At 59.1% G+C, this 18,852-nt stretch carries 18 protein-coding genes; 12 read left to right on the forward strand and 6 right to left on the reverse strand.

Going from position 1 to position 18,852, the window contains the following annotated elements:
- Nucleotides 1-255 precede the first annotated feature (255 nt).
- The gene (locus tag AACY18_RS10000) at nucleotides 256-810 is read left to right on the forward strand and encodes an RNA polymerase factor sigma-70 (RefSeq protein WP_339431237.1); all 555 of its coding nucleotides are present in this window, start codon (nucleotides 256-258) and stop codon (nucleotides 808-810) included.
- Between the two features lie 137 nt (nucleotides 811-947).
- Here AACY18_RS10000 and AACY18_RS10005 read toward each other — a convergent pair whose 3' ends face one another.
- The 3 genes from AACY18_RS10005 to AACY18_RS10015 all read right to left on the reverse strand — a co-directional run bounded on the left by AACY18_RS10005 (nucleotide 948) and on the right by AACY18_RS10015 (nucleotide 3,561).
- Nucleotides 948-1,961: a GNAT family N-acetyltransferase gene (locus AACY18_RS10005; protein ID WP_339464783.1), complete on the reverse strand. Its 1,014-nt coding sequence runs from the start codon at nucleotides 1,959-1,961 to the stop codon at nucleotides 948-950.
- Between the two features lie 86 nt (nucleotides 1,962-2,047).
- Nucleotides 2,048-2,845 carry a substrate-binding periplasmic protein gene (locus AACY18_RS10010; RefSeq protein ID WP_339431235.1) on the reverse strand — a complete coding sequence of 266 codons (798 nt, stop codon included), beginning with the start codon at nucleotides 2,843-2,845 and terminating at the stop codon, nucleotides 2,048-2,050.
- Nucleotides 2,846-2,937: 92 nt separating this feature from the next.
- Nucleotides 2,938-3,561 carry a TetR/AcrR family transcriptional regulator gene (locus tag AACY18_RS10015; RefSeq protein WP_221729157.1) on the reverse strand — a complete coding sequence of 208 codons (624 nt, stop codon included), beginning with the start codon at nucleotides 3,559-3,561 and terminating at the stop codon, nucleotides 2,938-2,940.
- Nucleotides 3,562-3,745: 184 nt separating this feature from the next.
- Here AACY18_RS10015 and AACY18_RS10020 point away from each other — a divergent pair, with 184 nt between their 5' ends.
- The 8 genes from AACY18_RS10020 to ppnP all read left to right on the forward strand — a co-directional run bounded on the left by AACY18_RS10020 (nucleotide 3,746) and on the right by ppnP (nucleotide 13,003).
- A complete protein-coding gene (locus tag AACY18_RS10020) occupies nucleotides 3,746-5,536 on the forward strand; it encodes an acyclic terpene utilization AtuA family protein (protein ID WP_339464784.1) in 1,791 nt (596 codons plus the stop codon).
- A 12-nt stretch (nucleotides 5,537-5,548) separates the two neighbouring features.
- Nucleotides 5,549-6,418 (forward strand): SDR family oxidoreductase, encoded by an 870-nt coding sequence (locus AACY18_RS10025; protein ID WP_339431233.1) that lies wholly within the window; start codon nucleotides 5,549-5,551, stop codon nucleotides 6,416-6,418.
- A gap of 3 nt (nucleotides 6,419-6,421) precedes the next feature.
- The gene (atuC, locus tag AACY18_RS10030; protein ID WP_339431232.1) at nucleotides 6,422-8,038 is read left to right on the forward strand and encodes a geranyl-CoA carboxylase subunit beta; all 1,617 of its coding nucleotides are present in this window, start codon (nucleotides 6,422-6,424) and stop codon (nucleotides 8,036-8,038) included.
- Nucleotides 8,039-8,068: 30 nt separating this feature from the next.
- Nucleotides 8,069-9,226 carry a citronellyl-CoA dehydrogenase gene (gene atuD, locus AACY18_RS10035; protein ID WP_339464785.1) on the forward strand — a complete coding sequence of 386 codons (1,158 nt, stop codon included), beginning with the start codon at nucleotides 8,069-8,071 and terminating at the stop codon, nucleotides 9,224-9,226.
- The gene (locus AACY18_RS10040; protein WP_339464786.1) at nucleotides 9,223-10,020 is read left to right on the forward strand and encodes an enoyl-CoA hydratase/isomerase family protein; all 798 of its coding nucleotides are present in this window, start codon (nucleotides 9,223-9,225) and stop codon (nucleotides 10,018-10,020) included. Before atuD ends, AACY18_RS10040 begins: the two co-directional genes overlap by 4 nt.
- A 52-nt stretch (nucleotides 10,021-10,072) precedes the next feature.
- Nucleotides 10,073-12,034, forward strand: a complete 1,962-nt coding sequence (locus AACY18_RS10045) for an acetyl/propionyl/methylcrotonyl-CoA carboxylase subunit alpha (protein ID WP_339464787.1) — start codon at nucleotides 10,073-10,075, stop codon at nucleotides 12,032-12,034.
- Between the two features lie 70 nt (nucleotides 12,035-12,104).
- Nucleotides 12,105-12,647: an exonuclease domain-containing protein gene (locus AACY18_RS10050; RefSeq protein WP_339431228.1), complete on the forward strand. Its 543-nt coding sequence runs from the start codon at nucleotides 12,105-12,107 to the stop codon at nucleotides 12,645-12,647.
- Nucleotides 12,648-12,718: 71 nt separating this feature from the next.
- A complete protein-coding gene (ppnP, locus tag AACY18_RS10055) occupies nucleotides 12,719-13,003 on the forward strand; it encodes a pyrimidine/purine nucleoside phosphorylase (RefSeq protein WP_221729165.1) in 285 nt (94 codons plus the stop codon).
- Between the two features lie 72 nt (nucleotides 13,004-13,075).
- On the opposite strand, the gene AACY18_RS10060 is transcribed toward ppnP, so the two are convergent.
- Nucleotides 13,076-13,882 (reverse strand): MOSC domain-containing protein, encoded by an 807-nt coding sequence (locus AACY18_RS10060; RefSeq protein WP_339464788.1) that lies wholly within the window; start codon nucleotides 13,880-13,882, stop codon nucleotides 13,076-13,078.
- 91 nt (nucleotides 13,883-13,973) lie between these two features.
- Nucleotides 13,974-14,909, reverse strand: a complete 936-nt coding sequence (locus tag AACY18_RS10065; RefSeq protein ID WP_339431226.1) for a chemotaxis protein CheV — start codon at nucleotides 14,907-14,909, stop codon at nucleotides 13,974-13,976.
- Between the two features lie 453 nt (nucleotides 14,910-15,362).
- On the opposite strand from AACY18_RS10065, the gene AACY18_RS10070 reads away from it, so the two are divergent.
- From AACY18_RS10070 to AACY18_RS10080, 3 genes are all read left to right on the forward strand, one after another.
- Nucleotides 15,363-15,833, forward strand: coding sequence for a hypothetical protein (locus tag AACY18_RS10070; protein ID WP_339431225.1), 471 nt, complete (start codon nucleotides 15,363-15,365; stop codon nucleotides 15,831-15,833).
- A 475-nt stretch (nucleotides 15,834-16,308) separates the two neighbouring features.
- Entirely contained in the window at nucleotides 16,309-17,202 is an 894-nt protein-coding gene (locus AACY18_RS10075; protein WP_339431275.1) for a sensor histidine kinase, read from the forward strand.
- On the forward strand, nucleotides 17,199-17,858 hold the full coding sequence (locus AACY18_RS10080) for a response regulator transcription factor (RefSeq protein ID WP_339431224.1): 660 nt from the start codon (nucleotides 17,199-17,201) through the stop codon (nucleotides 17,856-17,858). Before AACY18_RS10075 ends, AACY18_RS10080 begins: the two co-directional genes overlap by 4 nt.
- On the opposite strand, the gene yegS is transcribed toward AACY18_RS10080, so the two are convergent.
- Complete coding sequence (gene yegS / locus AACY18_RS10085) at nucleotides 17,842-18,759, reverse strand: lipid kinase YegS (protein ID WP_339431223.1); 918 nt, start codon at nucleotides 18,757-18,759, stop codon at nucleotides 17,842-17,844. The genes AACY18_RS10080 and yegS overlap by 17 nt on opposite strands.
- Nucleotides 18,760-18,852 lie beyond the last annotated feature (93 nt).

Raw genomic sequence — 18,852 nt, forward strand, 5'->3', positions numbered from 1 at the left:
TCTGGCCGGGGTGGTGACCCCGCAACCATTCACCAATGAGAACGGACGACGTCTTGAAATAATTAGTCGCCAAGCGGGCTAGCCAATGGCGCCGGGGTGCGGCGGCGTGTCGCACCTCCCAGACCGCACCCTCACGGATCATTAATTCTCTTTCTCAATTGACAATCATTATCATTCAGCATAATTTGTCGCTCGATGTGTAGGACGCCCCTCCCCCAGGCGCCCCACTAACCTATTGGCAGCAAGGTGATTTCCATGACGGAACAAGTATCCACAGGCAGGTGCGATTCACCGCTACTTCAGGCCTTTGTCGACAACCGACTGATTCTGGTCAAAATTGCAGCGCGCATTACCGGCTGCCGATCGCGGGCCGAAGACGTGGTGCAGGATGCGTTTTTCCGACTGCAATCGGCGCCACAGATCACCTCGTCGATCAAGGCTCAACTGAGCTACCTGTTCCAGATCGTGCGCAACCTGGCCATCGATCACTACCGCAAACAGGCGTTGGAGCAGAAGTATTCCGGCCCTGAAGAGGAAGGGCTGAACGTAGTCATTCAGGGTGCTTCGCCAGAAATCTCGCACATCAACTTCTCGACCCTGGAACACATCGCCGACGCCCTGACCGAGCTGCCCAGCCGCACTCGCTATGCGTTCGAGATGTACCGCTTGCACGGTGTGCCGCAAAAGGACATCGCCAAGGAACTCGGCGTTTCGCCGACCCTGGTCAACTTCATGATTCGTGATGCGCTGGTGCACTGCCGCAAGGTCTCGGGCAGTCGTCGGGATGCCGTGGCGGTGGGTCGTCGCTAACCCGCAGAGTTTTCAGCGCTCCCAATCGCGAGCAGGCTAGCTTCCACACTGGATTTGTCTTGTTCATCAAACCCATGTGGACGCGAGCCTGCTCACGAAGGCGGCCTCTGGATCACTCAGATCCTGAGGCCCGATCATCAAGCCAATGTGCACCGATCAAAAAACCGCTCACGCCCCAGAATCATCAGCGCTGCGCGTTTGTGCGGGAAGTCGAACTCTTTCTCGCAATGAAAGCACTGGTTCTGCATATGGCCGATCATCTTCGCGTTGTCTGCACGGGGTTCAGCGACCACCCGTTGAGTGCGCGGATCATCGAGAAACAGGTAATGCACCAGCGCCGATAACCAACTCGCCACTTTGTGCGGGCCACGGTGATCTTCCTCCCCTACCAGCATGTGAATGCCGCGATCGTAATTGTCCGCGTCGCAGAACGGTGCAATGCGATCCTCCTTGGCCCAATAGGCTTCGAAATAGGCAAACGGCTGATCATCGAAACAACCGATCAGGGTCAGGGTGTGCGGGTCGGTGTCAAGCTTGGTCAGGTAGTCGCGATGCTGTTCAAGGCTGCCCTCTTCCTGCCAGAAACTGGCCACCCGCGGACTGTTCTGCCAGCGATTGAAGCGCGGCAGGTCTGCTTCGATTTCGACGGTACGCAGGGAAATCCAAGCGCCCAGACGCGCATCAAAACGCCGATAAACCTCGCCGCGCGGCTTCACCGGTCGCAACGGATGGCGCTTGCCAGCGCTGACAACCATTTGCTGCGGATAGCTGCCAGTCAGCGAAGCGCCGAGCCACGGTTGCGGCAGTTGCCAGAACAGCGTGCGTTCGCAGCGGTATTCACCCGCCACGTCGGTGCTCACCAGCAAACCGCTGAGCAAGGCCTGCGTCGGTGGCTGATCCAGTTGCCAAGTCAATTGCTGGCACTGCGGGTCCCGCGCGAACAGCCAGTAACAGGCAGCCCACAGCGCCTGGCCTGGCGGCAGGGCAAAACGCTCATCGATCTGGATCGGCCCCTTGGCCTCGCGATCCAGACGCAGGCGAATCAACGGTTGCCCGTCCAGACTCAGGCTCAGACGGCTTTCGGTTGCATCGGCTACCAATTGGCTGCCCGATGGCAAGGCCAGGGCAGTCAGGTCATTCAGATTGGACATGGGTCGGGCTCACGGTAATCGTTGACAGTTAAACGATGGAACGTGAGCCAAGAGGGGAAATTTAGGTTTGGAGGTCAATCAGTGCCTCAGCGATGAGGCACTGGCACCACGGCAATCTGGTACGGCTGGAAAATCTTCAGCATCTCGCCGTTGTCGCGCAAACCTTGTAGCAGCTTGCCGAACGCTTCGCCACTGATCGGCGCGGTCGGGCGAAGAATGGCGTAGTGGTGATAGACCTGATCAATGCGTTGCGACACCAACAACTCATCGCGCACCTTTTCGTTACGCAGCAGGTAATCACTCAAATAGGAGCGGGTCACCAGCGCGATATCCGCCCGCCCGCGCAGCACCATCAGCAGGTTGCTGTCGTGGGAATAGGTGAGCGTGGCGTTGAAATGCTGCGTGAGGAATTTTTGGTCGGCGTTGAAGTTGGCAAATTCGTAGTGATAACCACTGAACAACGCCAGGCGTTTGCCGGTGAGGTCGGCAAAGTAGTTCTGCTGGCGACCCTCCTCGCGCTGCGCGACGAAGATCTCGGCATCTTCAAGGCCCATGTCGACGTCGGTGTGGGGAATCTCCTTCCAGCCCCAATCAGGGTTCTCGAAGATTGCCATGTCGATCCGGCCTTGCTTGAAATCGCCGAAACGTCGGGGAATCGACGTCGGCACAAGCACGAACTGATAGTCGCTTTGCAGGCGATTAAGCGCCTCAACCAACTGGGGTAACAGACCGGTATCGGCACCGTTTTCCGGGCGAACGGTGTAAGGCGGAAAATGCGCCGCGCCGACCCGAACCAATTGCGCTGCCTGAGCGGGCAATACCCATAGTGCAGCCAGCACTGCGAGCGCTAACCCCGCGACTGTCCGAATTGGCGAAAACTTCAAAACACCCCACTCCCCGAAAAAATATCGATCAATGCATTCAAGCTAGGCGGTTTTGCCCAGTTAGCCAGTTTCCCGGACGGATAGAAAGCGCCTCAACGCTCTTCGAGGACCAGAATCAGGGCTTCATCCGCCAACTGATCAAGGCTCAAACTGCCACCCGCGCGAAACCAAGTGGTCGTCCAGGACAGTGCGCCAGTGAGGAAACGTCGGGTAATAAAAACATCGCCGCGGATAAACCCGGCGTCCTTGGCCTCACCGAGCACTTGCAGCCAGATGTCTTCATAGACATCGCGCAACGCGAGAACCTTGGCCTGACCTTCCTCGGACAAAGAGCGCCATTCATAGACCAGCACCGCCATCGCTTCGCCGCTGCCGCCCATGATCGACTGCAACTCGCAACGGATCAGCGCCAACACCCGCTCACGCACGCTGGTCGCTTCGGCGAGCGCTGCGCGCATCAACGCGGTGTTGTAACGAATGGTTTCTTCCATCACGGCACGGAGAATTTCATCTTTGCTTTTGAAGTGATGAAAAATGCTGCCCGACTGAATCCCCACCGCGCCGGCCAGATCGCGCACCGTGGTGCGTTCATAGCCTTTATTGCGGAACAGATGAGCCGCCACCTGCAGCAGTTTGCCGCGAGCGCTGTCCGGGTCGGTCAACTGGCCTGCATCGACCAATTCGCGCATGACCCTGAGGGCTTTTTGCTCGTCCACCCGTTCTCTCCTACAGTCGATCAGTCTGTTGCCCCCTGAAACCGCAGGGTTGCGCGCAATTTAAGCCGCTGGCGACGACCAAGCAAGCGCTCGGGCAGAAGATAGTTTCAAGTGTTTACAAACCAAGCGCTTGCTTGGTAGCCTCCAGACACTTCTGTCGCAGGTTCCTGAGTCGGAGATAAAAATGCCAACCACCGTCCGCATCGGATGCGCCAGTGCCTTCTGGGGTGACACGTCGACCGCCGCCGCTCAGCTTGTGGCAGGAGGACGCCTGGATTATCTGGTGTTCGATTACCTGGCCGAGATCACCCTGTCGATCATGGCTGGCGCACGCATGAAAGACCCACAGACCGGATTCGCCAGCGACTTCATCGACGTGCTGACGCCGCTACTGCCGCAACTGGCCGAGCAGAAAATCCGTGTCATCAGTAATGCCGGCGGGGTCAACCCGCTGGCTTGCGCCGCCGCCCTGCAAGCCGCCTGTGACAAGGCTGGCACTGCGCTGAAAATCGCCGTGCTGCTGGGCGATGACCTGCAACCGCAACTCAAGTCACTCACCGGCCAAGGCATCACCGAGATGTTCACCGGCGCCCCGCTGCCACCAATGTGCGTGTCGACCAACGCCTACCTCGGCGCACCGGGCATTGTCGAGGCACTGCGCCTGGGCGCCGACATCGTCATCACCGGGCGGGTGGTCGACAGTGCCGTGGTCAGTGCAGCGCTGGTGCACGAGTTCGGCTGGTCGTGGCATGACTACGACAAACTCGCCCAAGCCGCGCTGGCCGGGCATATCATCGAATGCGGTGCGCAATGTACCGGCGGTAATTTCACCGATTGGCGCGATGTTCCGGATTACGAGCACATCGGCTTCCCGATCGTAGAGGTCAGCGCCGACAGCCAATTCATCGTCAGCAAGCCCGAGGGCTCCGGCGGACTGGTCACGCCGCTGACCGTCGGCGAACAGTTGCTCTATGAAATCGGCGATCCACAGGCGTATCTGTTGCCCGATGTGGTCTGCAATTTCAGTCAGGTCAAACTACAGCAGCAGGGCAAAAACGGGGTGCATGTACAGGGTGCCAAAGGCCTGCCGCCCAGTGACAAATACAAAGTCAGTGCCACGTACCCGGACGGTTTTCGCTGCACCGCCAGTTGCCTGATCGCCGGCATTGACGCGGTGGCAAAGGCACGCCGCGTCGGTCAGGCCATTATCGACAAGACTGCGCAGATGTTCAGCCAGCGTGGCTGGATGCCCTACAGCGAAACCAGCCTCGAACTGCTCGGCAGTGAAGCCACTTATGGCCCCCATGGCCAGCGTCGCGACACGCGAGAGGTGGTGATCAAACTGGCTGTACGCCATCCGAACAAGCAAGCGCTGATCCTGTTCTCCCGGGAGATCGCCCAGGCTGCCACGGGCATGGCGCCGGGGCTCACCGGCATCGTCGGTGGCCGGCCGACGGTGTACCCGGTCATTCGTCTGTTCTCGTTCCTGATCGATAAAAGTGCCTGCACCCTGCAAATCGACCAGGCCGGTGAGCGACACCCCTGCGCCCTGCCCGCATTGATTGCTCTCGACAGCCAGAACCTGCCCATCGCCGATCAACCACCAAAACCTGAGGGCCGCGCCGACGCCAGCGTCGCGTTGGTGAAACTCGCCGTGGCGCGCTCTGGCGACAAGGGCAACCACAGCAACATCGGTGTGATGCCGCGCAAGCCTGAATACCTGCCATGGATCGCTGAAGCGCTGACCCCAGCGGTCATCGTCGACTGGATGAGCCACGTCCTCGACCCGCTCCACGGTCGGGTCGAACGCTGGTACCTGCCGGGCACCCACAGTTTGAATTTTCTCCTGGAAAACGCTCTCGGCGGCGGTGGCGTGGCCAGTCTGCGTATCGATCCGCAAGGCAAAGCCTTCGCCCAGCAACTGCTGGAAATCCAGATCCCGGTGCCGCAGAGCATCGCCGAACAGCTCGACTAGAGGATTGTTTGCATGGCTTACGCGTCGATTTTCAGAGCCGATCTGTTCAGCGGCCAAACCATCATCGTCACTGGCGGCGGCAGCGGCATCGGTCGCTGCACCGCCCATGAACTGGCGGCGCTCGGTGCCAAGGTGCTGCTGGTCGGACGCAAACCTGAAAAGCTGCAGAAGGTGGCCGCCGAAATCGCCGAGGACGGTGGCCGTGCACACTGCAAGGCTTGCGATATTCGCGATGAAGAGGCGGTGAAGGAATTGGTCAAGGTGCTGATCGCCGAGCACGGGCCGATCCACGGTTTGGTCAACAATGCCGGCGGTCAGTACCCGTCACCGCTGGCGTCGATCAATCAGAAAGGTTTCGAAACCGTGCTACGCACCAATCTGGTCGGCGGTTTCCTGATGGCCCGGGAAGTGTTCAACCAGTCGATGAGCAAACACGGTGGCAACATCGTCAACATGCTCGCCGACATGTGGGGCGGCATGCCCGGTATGGGCCACTCGGGCGCCGCGCGTTCAGGCATGGACAACTTCACCAAAACTGCCGCCTTCGAGTGGGGATACGCCGGGGTGCGAGTCAACGCGGTCGCGCCGGGCTGGATCGCCTCCAGTGGCATGGACACCTACGAAGGGGCGTTCAAAGCGGTGATCCCGACCCTGCGTGAACATGTGCCGCTCAAGCGCATCGGCACCGAATCGGAAGTCAGCGCGGCGATTGTGTTTCTGCTAAGCCCGGCAGCGGCATTCATCAGTGGCAGCACGCTGAAAATCGATGGTGCCGCCAGCATCGGCTGCCGTGCATGGCCGTTGCACAAGGCGACCCACAGTGACTCATTCAACGGTTTCCACCGCGCTTACCTTCCCGACGTTTTGCAGGACAAGGAGTAAGCCATGGCGCAGATCCAGTCCCAACTCGACCCGCACAGCGAGGCATTCGCCCGCAACCGCGCAGCAATGCTCGCCGCCATCGAACACGTCCAGCAACTGGAACAGAACCTGTTGAACAAGGCCGCCGAAGCCAAGCCGAAATTCGACAAGCGCGGCCAACTGCTGCCCCGAGAACGCCTGAACCTGCTGCTCGACCCCGGCGCGCCGTTTCTCGAACTGGCCAGCCTCGCCGGTTACAAACTGCACGACGACAAGGATGGCAGCGCGGCCGGTGGCGGCTTGATTGCCGGCATCGGTTACGTGTCTGGCATTCGTGCGCTGGTGGTGGCGAACAACAGTGCGATCAAGGGCGGCACGATCTCACCCAGCGGTCTGAAAAAATCCCTGCGCCTGCAACAGATCGCTCAGGAGAACAAACTGCCGGTCATCACCCTCGCCGAAAGCGGTGGCGCCAACCTCAATTATGCCGCGGAGATTTTCGTCGAAGGCGCACGCAGTTTTGCCAATCAGGCGCGGATGTCGGCCATGGGTTTACCGCAGATTACCGTCGTACACGGCTCGGCGACGGCTGGCGGCGCGTACCAACCGGGGTTGTCGGATTACGTGGTGGTGGTGCGCGGCAAGGCCAAGCTGTTTCTTGCCGGCCCCCCTTTGCTTAAAGCCGCCACAGGCGAGGTGGCCACGGATGAAGAATTGGGCGGCGCCGAGATGCACGCGCAAGTTGCCGGGACTGCCGAATACCTGGCCGAAAACGATGCCGACGGGGTACGCCAGGTGCGCGAAATCCTGCGCATGCTGCCGTGGAACGAGCAACTGCCGTGGTTGCCGGAACCGCAATATAAAGAGCCGCTCTACCCCATCGACGAGTTGCTGGGGCTGATACCGGACGACCCGAAAAAGCCCTACGACGTGCGCGAAATCATCGCGCGCATCGCTGACGAATCCTGCTTCCTCGAATTCAAAGGCGAATTCGATCAGCAAACCCTTTGCGGCCAATTGAAAATTCAGGGGCGCGCCTGCGGGTTCATCGGCAACAACGGCCCGATCACCCCCAACGGCGCGAGCAAAGCGGCGCAATTCATTCAACTGTGCGATCAGAGCCAGACACCGCTGCTGTTCTTCCACAACACCACAGGCTTCATGGTCGGCACCGAGTCGGAGCAGCAAGGCGTGATCAAACACGGCTCGAAACTCATTCAAGCCGTGGCCAATGCCAGGGTGCCTAAACTGACGATTGTCGTGGGCGGTTCCTACGGCGCCGGCAACTACGCGATGTGCGGGCGCGGTCTCGATCCGCGCTTCATTTTCGCCTGGCCCAACAGCCGCACGGCCGTGATGGGTGGGGCTCAGGCGGGTAAAGTCCTGCGCATCGTCACCCAAGCCAAGCAGCTCAAGGACGGCCTGACGCCTGATCCGAAAATGCTCGACATGCTCGAACAGGCCACCGCACAGAAACTCGACAGCCAATCCACCGCCCTCTACGGCAGCGCCAACCTGTGGGACGACGGGCTGATCGACCCCCGCGATACGCGCACCCTGCTGGGCTACTTGCTGGATATTTGCCACGAAGCCGACCTCCGCGCCCTGCAACCCAACAGCTTCGGCGTCAGCCGGTTCTGATCGCCACGGATCTTACGGAGAACAATAAAAATGATCTTCACCCCGGAACACGAAGCACTGCGCCGCACCGTCCGCCAATTCGTCGAGCACGAGATCAATCCACATGTCGACGAATGGGAAAAGGCCGGACGCTTTCCGATCCACGACATTTTCCGCAAGGCAGGCGATCTGGGCTTGCTGGGGATTTCCAAACCGGAAAAATTCGGCGGCATGGGCCTTGATTACAGCTATTCGATTGTCGCCGCCGAAGAGTTCGGCACCATTCACTGCGGTGGCATTCCGATGTCGATCGGCGTGCAGACCGACATGTGCACCCCGGCGCTGGCCCGCTTCGGCTCCGATGAACTGCGTGAAGCATTCCTGCGCCCGGCCATCAGCGGCGAGCAGGTCGGCTGTATCGGTGTCTCGGAAGTGGGCGCTGGCTCCGACGTCGCCGGGCTGAAAACCACCGCACGCAAGGACGGCGACGACTACGTGATCAACGGCAGCAAAATGTGGATCACCAACTCACCAAGCGCTGATTTCATCTGTCTGCTAGCCAATACCTCCGACGACAAGCCGCACATCAACAAGTCGCTGATCATGGTGCCGATGAACACACCCGGGATCAGTCTCAGTTCGCATCTGGACAAACTCGGCATGCGCAGCTCGGAAACCGCTCAGGTGTTTTTCGACAACGTGCGCATCCCGCAGCGCAACCGCATCGGCCATGAAGGCGCCGGCTTCATGATGCAGATGCTGCAGTTTCAGGAAGAACGTCTGTTCGGCGCGGCGAACATGCTCAAGGGCCTGGAATACTGCGTCGACAGCACCATCGAGTACTGCAAGGAGCGCAAGACCTTCGGCAATGCCCTGATCGACAATCAGGTCATCCACTTTCGCCTCGCCGAATTGCAGACCGAAATCGAATGCCTGCGGGCACTGGTCTACCAGGCCACCGAGCAATACATCAAAGGCCAGGACGTCACGCGCCTGGCCTCGATGGCCAAGCTCAAGGCCGGGCGTCTGGGTCGCGAAGTCAGCGACAGTTGCCTGCAATATTGGGGCGGTATGGGTTTCATGTGGGATAACCCTGTGGCCCGCGCTTACCGCGATGTGCGGCTGGTGTCGATTGGCGGCGGTGCCGACGAAATCATGCTGGGGATCATCTGCAAACTGATGGGCATCCTGCCGGGGAAAAAAAAATGAGCCCCCTGCCCGATTGCCAGACACTGCTATTGGAGCGGCACGGCGGCGTACTGCACGTCACCCTCAATCGCCCGCAAAGCCGCAATGCAATGAGCCTGCAGATGGTCGCCGAACTGCGCGCGATGCTGGCGGCGGTTCGCGATGAGCGTGCCATTCGAGCCTTGGTGCTCAGTGGGGCCGGTGGACATTTTTGTGCAGGCGGCGACATCAAGGACATGGCCAACGCCCGCACTCAGGGTGCAGATGCCTACCGCCACTTGAACCGTGCGTTCGGGGCATTGCTGGAAGAAGCACAACACGCGCCGCAAGTGCTGATTTGCGTGCTGCAAGGCGCCGTGATGGGCGGCGGTTTCGGACTGGCGTGTGTCAGCGATATCGCGATTGCCGATCACCAGGCGCAATTCGGTTTGCCGGAAACCAGCCTGGGCCTGATCCCCGCGCAGATCGCACCGTTTGTATTGCAACGCATCGGCCTGACTGAAACCCGTCGACTGGCGCTGACAGCAGCACGTTTCGACGGCCATCAGGCACGCCGTTTGGGGCTGGTGCATTTTGTCGAGCAGGATGCGCAGGCACTGGCCGAGCGCCTGGACGAGGTGCTGCAGCATGTCCTGTGTTGCGCGCCGGAGGCGAATGCTGCGACGAAGAAATTGCTGCTGGCCAGTGCCGGGCAACCGTCAAGTGAATTACTCGATGAAGCGGCGCAGTGGTTCAGCGAAGCGGTGACGAGTGCTGAAGGCATCGAGGGCACCATGGCGTTCATGCAAAAACGCAAACCCGGGTGGGCCACCTAAAAGCTTCGCGAGCAGGCCAGCACATACACCGCAACTTTCGAGGGAACAGCCCATGCCCGCCATTCAGAAAATCCTGATCGCCAACCGCGGTGAAATCGCCTGCCGTATCCAGCGCACCGCACAGGCCCTGGGCTATCGCACCGTCGCGGTGTTCAGTGAAGCCGACGCCGATGCGCTGCACGTAAAAATGGCTGATCAAGCCGTGCCCATCGGTGCGGCGCCAGTGCAGCAGTCCTACCTGAACATCCCGGCCATTCTCGATGCCGCCCGCCGCAGCGGCGCCGATGCCGTCCACCCCGGCTATGGTTTTCTTTCGGAAAACGCCGCATTCGCCCGCGCCTGCGAACAGGCTGGTTTGACCTTCATCGGACCAAGTGCCGACGCCATCGAACTGATGGGCAGCAAACGTCTGTCGAAAATCGCCATGCTCGAAGCCGGCGTGCCGTGCATCGCCGGCTACCAAGGTGCAGAACAGGACGACAGCACATTGCTGCGCGAAGCCGAACGCATCGGCTATCCATTGATGATCAAAGCCAGCGCAGGCGGAGGCGGACGCGGCATGCGTCTGGTGCACAACGCGTCGCAATTGCCGGCGCAATTGCGTACCGCACGTTCGGAAGCGTTGAACGGATTCGGCAGTGACGAATTGATCCTCGAACAAGCGCTGATCGAACCGCGCCACGTTGAAGTGCAACTGTTCGGCGATCAGCACGGCAACCTTATCTACCTTGGCGAACGCGACTGCTCGATCCAGCGTCGTCATCAGAAAGTCATCGAAGAAGCACCCTGCCCGGTGATGACCGCCGAACTGCGCCAGGCCATGGGTGAGGCCGCGCTCAAGGCCGGACGTGCAGTGAACTACGTCGGCGCCGGTACCGTGGAGTTTCTGCTCGATGCCCGCGGGCAATTCTACTTCCTGGAAATGAACACGCGCCTGCAAGTGGAGCACCCGGTGACTGAGTTGGTTACCGGGCTGGACCTGGTCGCCTGGCAACTGTTGGTCGCCGAAGGACAGCCACTGCCGTTGACTCAGGATCAGGTGCAACTCAATGGCCATGCCATGGAAGTGCGGCTCTATGCCGAAGACCCGGCACAGGACTTTGTGCCGCAAACCGGGCGCATTGAAGCCTGGGAGCCAGCGCTTTTGCACGGCGCACGCATCGATCATGGCCTGCTCGAAGGTCAAACGATCAGCCCGTTCTACGACCCGATGCTCGGCAAACTGATTGCCCACGGTGCCACCCGCGAAGAGGCGCGGCGCAAACTGTTGCGTGCCGTGCAGGACACGGTGTTGCTGGGTGTGCAAAGCAATCAGCGTTTGCTGGTCAGCCTGCTGCAACAGGCGCAATTTGTCAGGGGTGCGTTCAGCACGGCGTTCATTGCCCAGCACTTTTCGGATCACGAAAGCCTGCACAGCTACGTGCCCAGTACCGAACAACTGGCAATCGCCGCGGTGCTGTTCTACCACTCAAGCGCCCGCCTCCACCGCACGGCATTGGCGGGTTGGCGCAACAATGCCAATGTGCCGCTGCACTATCGCCTCGGGCTCGATTCGCAGGACTGGATGCTGCAACTACTCCCGCGCGGGCAAAACACCTTCCAGGTGCTAGTGGCGCAACAGACCCTGGAACTCAAAATCATCGACCACACGCCGCTGGCGTTGACGCTGGAGATCGACGGTTTGCGCCAGCGACACGCCTATCGGCTCAATGCTGAGCGACTCTGGCTGTTCACCCATCCCGGCAACCTGCACCTTGAGAATCGAACTCACGCGGTCATCGGCAGTCAGACCAGCGTCAGCTCCGGCACGCTAAAAGCACCGATGGACGGCGCCATCGTCGACGTACTGGTCAGCGAAGGCAGCGCGGTCAGCAAAGGTCAGTTGCTGGTGGTGCTGGAGGCAATGAAAATGGAGCACCCGCTCAAGGCCGGCATTGACGGCGTGCTCAAGCGGGTGCAGGTCAAGGTCGGCGATCAGGTAAAAAATCGTCAGATCCTGTTGCAAGTGGAGTGAGTCGCCAGGCGCAAACGCAGGGTTTGACTACGCTCTGATGAATCAGGACGCGGAAATCAGGAACCCTGCGATGCCTCACTGGCTGGTCATAGATCTGGAAGCCACCACCGACGAGGGTGGCTGGCCGGTCACCGAAATGGAAATTATCGAGATCGGCGCCACGCTGGTTGATCGTACCGGACGCGAGCAGGATCACTTCCAGCGCTTCGTCAAACCGACACGACGGCCCTTGCTGACGCCGTTCTGTCGCGAACTCACACACATCACTCAAGCCAATATCGACGCGGCGCTGCCGTTGACCGAGGTTTGGCCGGCCTTCGAACGCTGGCTCGGTCAGCATCAGACGCGCCTCGAAGGCTGGGTGAGCTGGGGCGATTACGACCGCAAACAACTACTTCAGGAATGGCAGCGGCTGCAATTCGACAGCGCCTTAAGCCGGGTGCCGCACATGAACCTCAAGCAACGCTTCGCCAAGGCCCGGCGCCTGGAGCGGCCGCTGGGCCTCAATGGTGCGCTGCAACTGGCCGGGATGCAGTTCAGTGGTCAGCAACACCGAGCGCTGGAGGATGCACGCAACACCGCGCGCCTGCTGCCGCTGGTTCTGCCGCTTTAGGGGCGTGACGGCGTTAAAAGCCTTGTGCATACTGGCCGCCTCACTTTTTAGCCCTTTTCGAGGAATCGCCCATGTTTAAAGTCAACGAGTACTTCGACGGCACCGTCAAGTCGATCGCCTTTGGCACCGCTGAAGGTCCGGCGACCATCGGCGTCATGGCCCCGGGCGAATACGAATTCGGCACCAGCCAGCGTGAAATCATGCACGTAGTGTCTGGCGCACTGACCGTCAAACTGCCGGACAGCAACAACTGGGAAACCTTCGCCGCCGGAAGCCAGTTCAACGTGCCGGCCAACAGCAAATTCCAGCTGAAAGTCGCGGTCGACACCGCTTACCTGTGCGAATACCGCGGCTAAACCCAGCGGGTTCCTGCGCGATAAAAAAATGCCCGTGTCCAAGGACACGGGCATTTTTCGTTCTGGCATCGATTACTCGAGAATTTCTACCGCCATCCCGACTTCCAGACGACCATTGCCGTCGTTGACCAGATTCTGACCGAACATCGCACCGTCGGCCTGGGCACGGGTTTTCTGCAGGGTCGCCAGCGGTTCACGATCAGCGCTGCGCTCGCCGGTCTGCGGATCAATCGTGGTCAGAATGCAACGCGAGCATGACTTGACCACGCGCAATTCGACATCGCCGATACGGATACGCTTCCAGCTGTCTTCGGCGTACGCCTCGCTGCCTTCGATCACCAGATTCGGCCGGAAACGCAGCATTTCCAACGGCCGCCCGACCTGTTTCGACAGGTGTTGCAACGAGGCTTCACCGATCAGCAACAGTGGAAAACCATCGGCGAAGGCGATTTGGTCGTCGTCCTTGCCAAAACCGGCCTGAGTCGTGCGTGCCCGGTCCAGCGGTACTTGCACCAGACGGGTCGGTTTACCGATGAATTCGCTGACCCAATTTGCCGCTTCGTCACCGGCATCCGGCACACGCAACGTGTCGCGCCAGATGGTCACGCCACGTAACTGCGCATCGCTGGCAGGCAAGGTGATGTCGATTGAAGCATGCTCAGGCGCGCTCAAGGTGAGACCACCCTGAGCATTCCAAAGCGCGGACAGCTGGCTCATTTTCGCTTCGGCGCGTTGGGTCAGGAAACGGCCGCTGGCTTCGTCGACCAACATCCAGCGTCGATCGCCCTCCAGTCCCAGCTTGTCCAGGCTGATCCCTTGCAGAACCTCGGCCTTGCCGGATTTCAACGGGTAACGATAAAGCGCGCTCAGACGCAGCATGGCCAACTCCCTTGTGGGCAAAAACGCCACCCTATACGAGCTTCACCCGCGAATCAAAGGCTGACGAGAGGTCAGCCTTCGAACAGATCCATCACGCTGGCACTTCGTCGAGCATCAGACGCTGGCGTACCACGTCGACCAGCTTGTCCGGCTGGAACTTGGAGAGGAAATTGTCGCAGCCAACCTTCTTCACCATCGATTCGTTGAAACTGCCGGACAACGAGGTGTGCAACACCACATACAGACCACGCAGACGTGGATCGTTACGAATTTCGGTGGTCAGGCGATAGCCGTCCATCTCCGGCATTTCCGCATCGGTGAATACCATCAGCAGTTTGTCCGTCATGTTCACGCCGGTATCCGCCCAAGCCTTGAGCATGTTCAGTGCCTTCAGACCATCGCTGGCAATGTGCATTTTCACGCCGAGCTGGCCGAGGGTGTCACGCAATTGCGAGAGCGCCACGTTGGAGTCGTCCACCAACAGGACTTCGCGATCACGGGCGCGTTCCAGCACCGGATCGTCGAGTTTGTCACGCGAGACCTTGGCGTTGTACGGGACGATCTCGGCAAGCACTTTCTCGACATCGATGATTTCCACCAGTTGATCGTCGACTTTGCTGATCGCCGTCAGATAGTGTTGACGGCCAGCACTGGTCGGCGGCGGCAGAATGGCTTCCCAGTTCATGTTGACGATGCGATCCACACCACCAACGAGGAATGCCTGCACCGAACGGTTGTACTCGGTAACGATGATGGTGCTGTTCGGACCAGGTACCAGTGGACGCATACCGATTGCTTGCGACAGGTCGATCACCGGCAACGTCTGCCCACGCAGGTTGACCACGCCGCAGACGAACGGGTGACGCTGAGGCATCAGGGTCAGCTTTGGCAGTTGCAGCACTTCCTGAACCTTGAACACGTTGATCGCGAACAATTGGCGCCCGGCCAGCCGGAACATGAGAATTTCCAGGCGATTCTCACCCACCAGTTGCGTGCGTTGGTCTACCGTGTCGAGAATGCCGGCCATCAATGACTCCTGGGCTTGTTCTGATGAATTCACTAAAAGGGGTTATCGGCGGTCTATGACGAATCTTGATTCCCGCAAAATTCACCATCAAAATGCCACAACGCACCATTGATGTCACATTAACATCATGCTTTACTGGCGCCGTGATTTTCATCTGCTACATTCTTTGCGGCGCGACCTCGGTTTGCACTGTAGGTTCCCGCGCCTAAGGGATTCCCCTAGTAACAATCAGGATCAACCTGATATTCGCAATATCCAATAGCCATTAATGTGACGCCATTCTCATTGCATGAACGGAGTCAGGCTATTGTGTGCGATCGCAGTTCAGTGGCAACAACCCCTCTGGAACCTCTCAGTCTGTGCACCTGCACGTCTGGGCGCGATCTCCCGACGATTCATGATCGTCGTCACACACGGCACTCCCTCACCAGACATGACGTTGTGGAGATAAGCATGCCGATCGACCGTAAAGAGTGGGCGCAACGCTTCCCCGAATTTCTGGTCGAGGCCGAAACACTCCTGGCCAAGTCCGAAGAATGCCTCAGCCATCTACAACTGATCAGCAACGACAAGGACGCCATCGACTGCATGCTCAGCACGCTGCTCAAGCTTGCAAGCAGGGCTGAGGCCCTGGCGCTTGAGGCTATTTCCGAGTTCTCACGGCACATTTACGACTTGCTCAACCCGGTGCAGGACCACGTCGACCTGCACGAACAGGCCCTGGTTGCCTTGAAAGATTGCTTCACGCTGATGGCCTGGCAACTTGAACTGGTCGATCAGAGCACCGGACAACTGAGCCTCGATAAAAGTGAACAGGCCTCGCTGATCGATGCCTTCGCCTTTCAAGTCGGTCAAACTCGGTTTCAGCCAGCCCCCACCGCCAAACGTTTGCCCCTCCTGGCCTTTTCGGAGCGACAGGCCTGATCCGGCGCACGCCATGACTGAAGAGGCCGCCAAATGTCGTGATTGAATAGTTCATGCCTGTCAGCGACAAATCGAATTAAATCATCACACCTGACAGCCATGGATATTTCCGGCTGGGCTCAGGGTTTACCTGTGTGTTGAAACTCAACTTCAGGCACGCAGATATCTATTGAACACAATAGATTGACTTTTCCCATTATGGCAATTGTGCCCGACACCACACATATTCCTGACTTCTCGGACATATATAGCAAGCGCGACCAACGGTATCTTAAGTGGTATTATGCCGCCCATTAGTTGCTCTCAAGTTAATGGCACAGTGACTCCACCTATAGGCACTCCAGCGAAGTTGGCAGCCAAACACGATCACTGAACCGCGTTGAAATCAATAACATAATTGACAGCATTTTCAGACAGAGACCCGCCAGCCACCGGCCGGTCTACCCGCAGCGAACATCCATTGGCTCCATCCGTTATGTACGCCAGTCTCAAGTCAATCACCACATGGCCACCCTCTCGGGAAAACGCCCGCCGGTTCACACTCATCCTTTGTGTCGCGGCCACACTTGGCAGCCTGTTGACCTATGGCTTTTCCGCACACATTGGCCTCGGACTGTTGTTGCTTGAGGTCGCGGCTACCACCTGTGTCTGGGTGCAATATCGGCTGTCACGCAAATCAATCAAATTCCAGCCGCAGGAGCTCGCCGACCGCCTGCTCGAAGTCCAGGAAAACGAGCGCCACCGCCTTAGCCGCGAGCTGCACGATGATATCGGCCAATTGCTGACCGCCGCCAAGCTGCAGAGCGACTGGCTCAAACGGCGGATGCCGGAAGACTTGCAGGACCAATGCACCGCACTGTGCGAAACCCTTGAGGAAACGCTCAACAAGGTGCGCGATGTTTCGGCCATTCTCAATCCTCGCCAATTGACCAGCCTTGGCCTTGAAGCCAGCCTGAGAGCACATCTGCTCAAGACATTGACTCATACAAGCGTGCACTGGAGCCTCGATTGCCAGCAGCGCCTTAACGGCATCCCGGAAGAAATGGCGGTCGCCGCCTTTCGCATCACCCAGGAGGCGGTGACCAATATCCTGCGTCACGCGCAGGCGAAAAATCTGGTGATACGCGTGCAACGCCTGCCAAAGGGCCTGACGTTGCTGATCAGCGATGACGGACGGGGATTTGCCCCTGCCGCCAATCCAGGTCGTGAAGGACAGCGAGGCATGGCCGGGATGGCCGAACGGATCGAGCAATTGGGTGGCACCCTGAACGTTATCAGTGAGCCCGGCAAAGGCACTCGAATCGAAGCACTTTTCCCCTGGGCCCCCCGTGCACTCGAACGGGCCAGTACGAATAAGGTTATGCGTTGACTTGCAACTTACTTCTGGTGGATGACCACTCGCTGATCAGGGCCGGCGTGCGCGCTCTGGTGCTGGATATTCCCGGTTACGCGGTGATTGGCGAGGCCAATGACGGCTCGCAATTGCTCGAAATGGTCGAGCAACTGAGTCCCGATATCGTGCTGCTGGATATTTCCATGAAAGAAACCGGCGGGCTGGAAGCTTTGCAACGGTTAAAGCGCGTGCGTGCGCAGAGCAAAGTGCTGATCCTGTCGATGCACACCGACCCTGCGCTGATCATGCAGGCACTGGAGTCCGGTGCCCACGGCTACCTGCTCAAGGACACCACAGCCACCGAACTCGAGCACGCCCTGGAAGCCTTGCGCAACAACGAGCGTTACTTGAGTCCGGCCATCGCCCACACCGTGATCAACCAGGCGCTGACCCGCAATCAGAAGCAGCAACCGGAAACCGCCGACTCGCACAACCTGACTGCCCGACAGCTGGAAATCCTGCGTTTGATCGTACGCGGCAAATCCACCCGGGAAATCGCCAATGGCCTGGGTTTGAGCATCAAGACTGTAGAGACCCACCGTTCGCAGATCATGAAACGCCTGCAAATCTACGATGTGGCGGGCCTTGTACTGTTCGCCGTGCGCGAACAGATCATCAGTCTGGACGACTGACTGATGGCTTGATGGTCAATAGCGGCGAACTCCTCGGCAGGTGAACCTGCAACGCCGCTGGCCGCGCCTCGAACCGCATGCTGCTGCCTTCCAGCGGCTCACCATCAAGATTGATGTACAGCCCTTCAGCGACCTTGATTTCGACCCAAGGCAATCGGGTTCTGACAAACATGTTGTCGATACCGAAACCATCGCTGAGCAGCGACTTCAAGGTGCCGGCCAACTCCTGTGGTGCGGGCAAGATGCTGATATCAAGCAAACCGTCATCGGCAAGCGCCTGCGGACACAATACATGCCCGCCACCCGCCTGACGCCCGTTGCCGATCCCCAATGCCAGCAACTCGCCGCTCCAGTGAAAATCCGGCCCTTGCAGCTCACCATAAGCAGCATGCAGCTCACTGAACCGCGACAAACCGGTGAACAGATAGGCTGCACCACCCAATACTTTTTTCAGCTCTTCTGAAGTATTGGCCGTAACCTGACTGCCGAAACCGCCGGTAGCCATATTCAGGAAGACCTGCCCGCCCACTTCCCCCAGATCAATGTCACACGGCGGTACATCAAGAAGTTCAAGCGCATTGGCCGGCTCCAGCGGGATCCCTGCTGCGCGGGAAAAGTCGTTGGCAGTTCCCAAAGGCAATAGCACCAGACTGGCTTTGCCTGGATGCGCCGCAAGGGTTTCGGCGATATCGCGCAACGTGCCGTCTCCGCCGCCAGCAATAATTTTCGTGTACCCGTCCGCCAACGCTTGCTCGACCCATCGCTGGGCATCCCCCGCTTCCCAGGTCAGGCGTACCGCCAACTCCCAGCCTTGCTTGCGCTTGTTCTCTACCGCGGTGCGAACGGCCTCGTTGAGTGCCTGCTTGCCATGCAGAACCAACAGCGCCCGGCGTTCACTCATAGCGTCACTCCCTGAATTGAATCGATTGAAACATGTTGACCGCCGTGTCGCGCAAAAAAGCCACAGCAATGACAATTAATTCAATTGCCGGCC

It is taken from the genome of Pseudomonas sp. EA_65y_Pfl2_P74 (assembly GCF_963970575.1).
Classification (GTDB): domain Bacteria; phylum Pseudomonadota; class Gammaproteobacteria; order Pseudomonadales; family Pseudomonadaceae; genus Aquipseudomonas; species Aquipseudomonas baetica_A.

Bases quoted from the DNA above. Each gene is read 5' to 3' on its own strand.
- yegS (WP_339431223.1), bottom strand. From the start codon at position 18,759: ATGAGTGAACGCCGGGCGCTGTTGGTTCTGCATGGCAAGCAGGCACTC.
- atuC (WP_339431232.1), top strand. From the start codon at position 6,422: ATGGCGCAGATCCAGTCCCAACTCGACCCGCACAGCGAGGCATTCGCC.
- AACY18_RS10070 (WP_339431225.1), top strand. From the start codon at position 15,363: ATGCCGATCGACCGTAAAGAGTGGGCGCAACGCTTCCCCGAATTTCTG.
- atuD (WP_339464785.1), top strand. From the start codon at position 8,069: ATGATCTTCACCCCGGAACACGAAGCACTGCGCCGCACCGTCCGCCAA.
- AACY18_RS10075 (WP_339431275.1), top strand. From the start codon at position 16,309: ATGTACGCCAGTCTCAAGTCAATCACCACATGGCCACCCTCTCGGGAA.
- AACY18_RS10025 (WP_339431233.1), top strand. From the start codon at position 5,549: ATGGCTTACGCGTCGATTTTCAGAGCCGATCTGTTCAGCGGCCAAACC.
- AACY18_RS10045 (WP_339464787.1), top strand. From the start codon at position 10,073: ATGCCCGCCATTCAGAAAATCCTGATCGCCAACCGCGGTGAAATCGCC.
- AACY18_RS10065 (WP_339431226.1), bottom strand. From the start codon at position 14,909: ATGGCCGGCATTCTCGACACGGTAGACCAACGCACGCAACTGGTGGGT.
- AACY18_RS10050 (WP_339431228.1), top strand. From the start codon at position 12,105: ATGCCTCACTGGCTGGTCATAGATCTGGAAGCCACCACCGACGAGGGT.
- AACY18_RS10040 (WP_339464786.1), top strand. From the start codon at position 9,223: ATGAGCCCCCTGCCCGATTGCCAGACACTGCTATTGGAGCGGCACGGC.
- AACY18_RS10005 (WP_339464783.1), bottom strand. From the start codon at position 1,961: ATGTCCAATCTGAATGACCTGACTGCCCTGGCCTTGCCATCGGGCAGC.
- AACY18_RS10000 (WP_339431237.1), top strand. From the start codon at position 256: ATGACGGAACAAGTATCCACAGGCAGGTGCGATTCACCGCTACTTCAG.
- ppnP (WP_221729165.1), top strand. From the start codon at position 12,719: ATGTTTAAAGTCAACGAGTACTTCGACGGCACCGTCAAGTCGATCGCC.
- AACY18_RS10060 (WP_339464788.1), bottom strand. From the start codon at position 13,882: ATGCTGCGTCTGAGCGCGCTTTATCGTTACCCGTTGAAATCCGGCAAG.
- AACY18_RS10020 (WP_339464784.1), top strand. From the start codon at position 3,746: ATGCCAACCACCGTCCGCATCGGATGCGCCAGTGCCTTCTGGGGTGAC.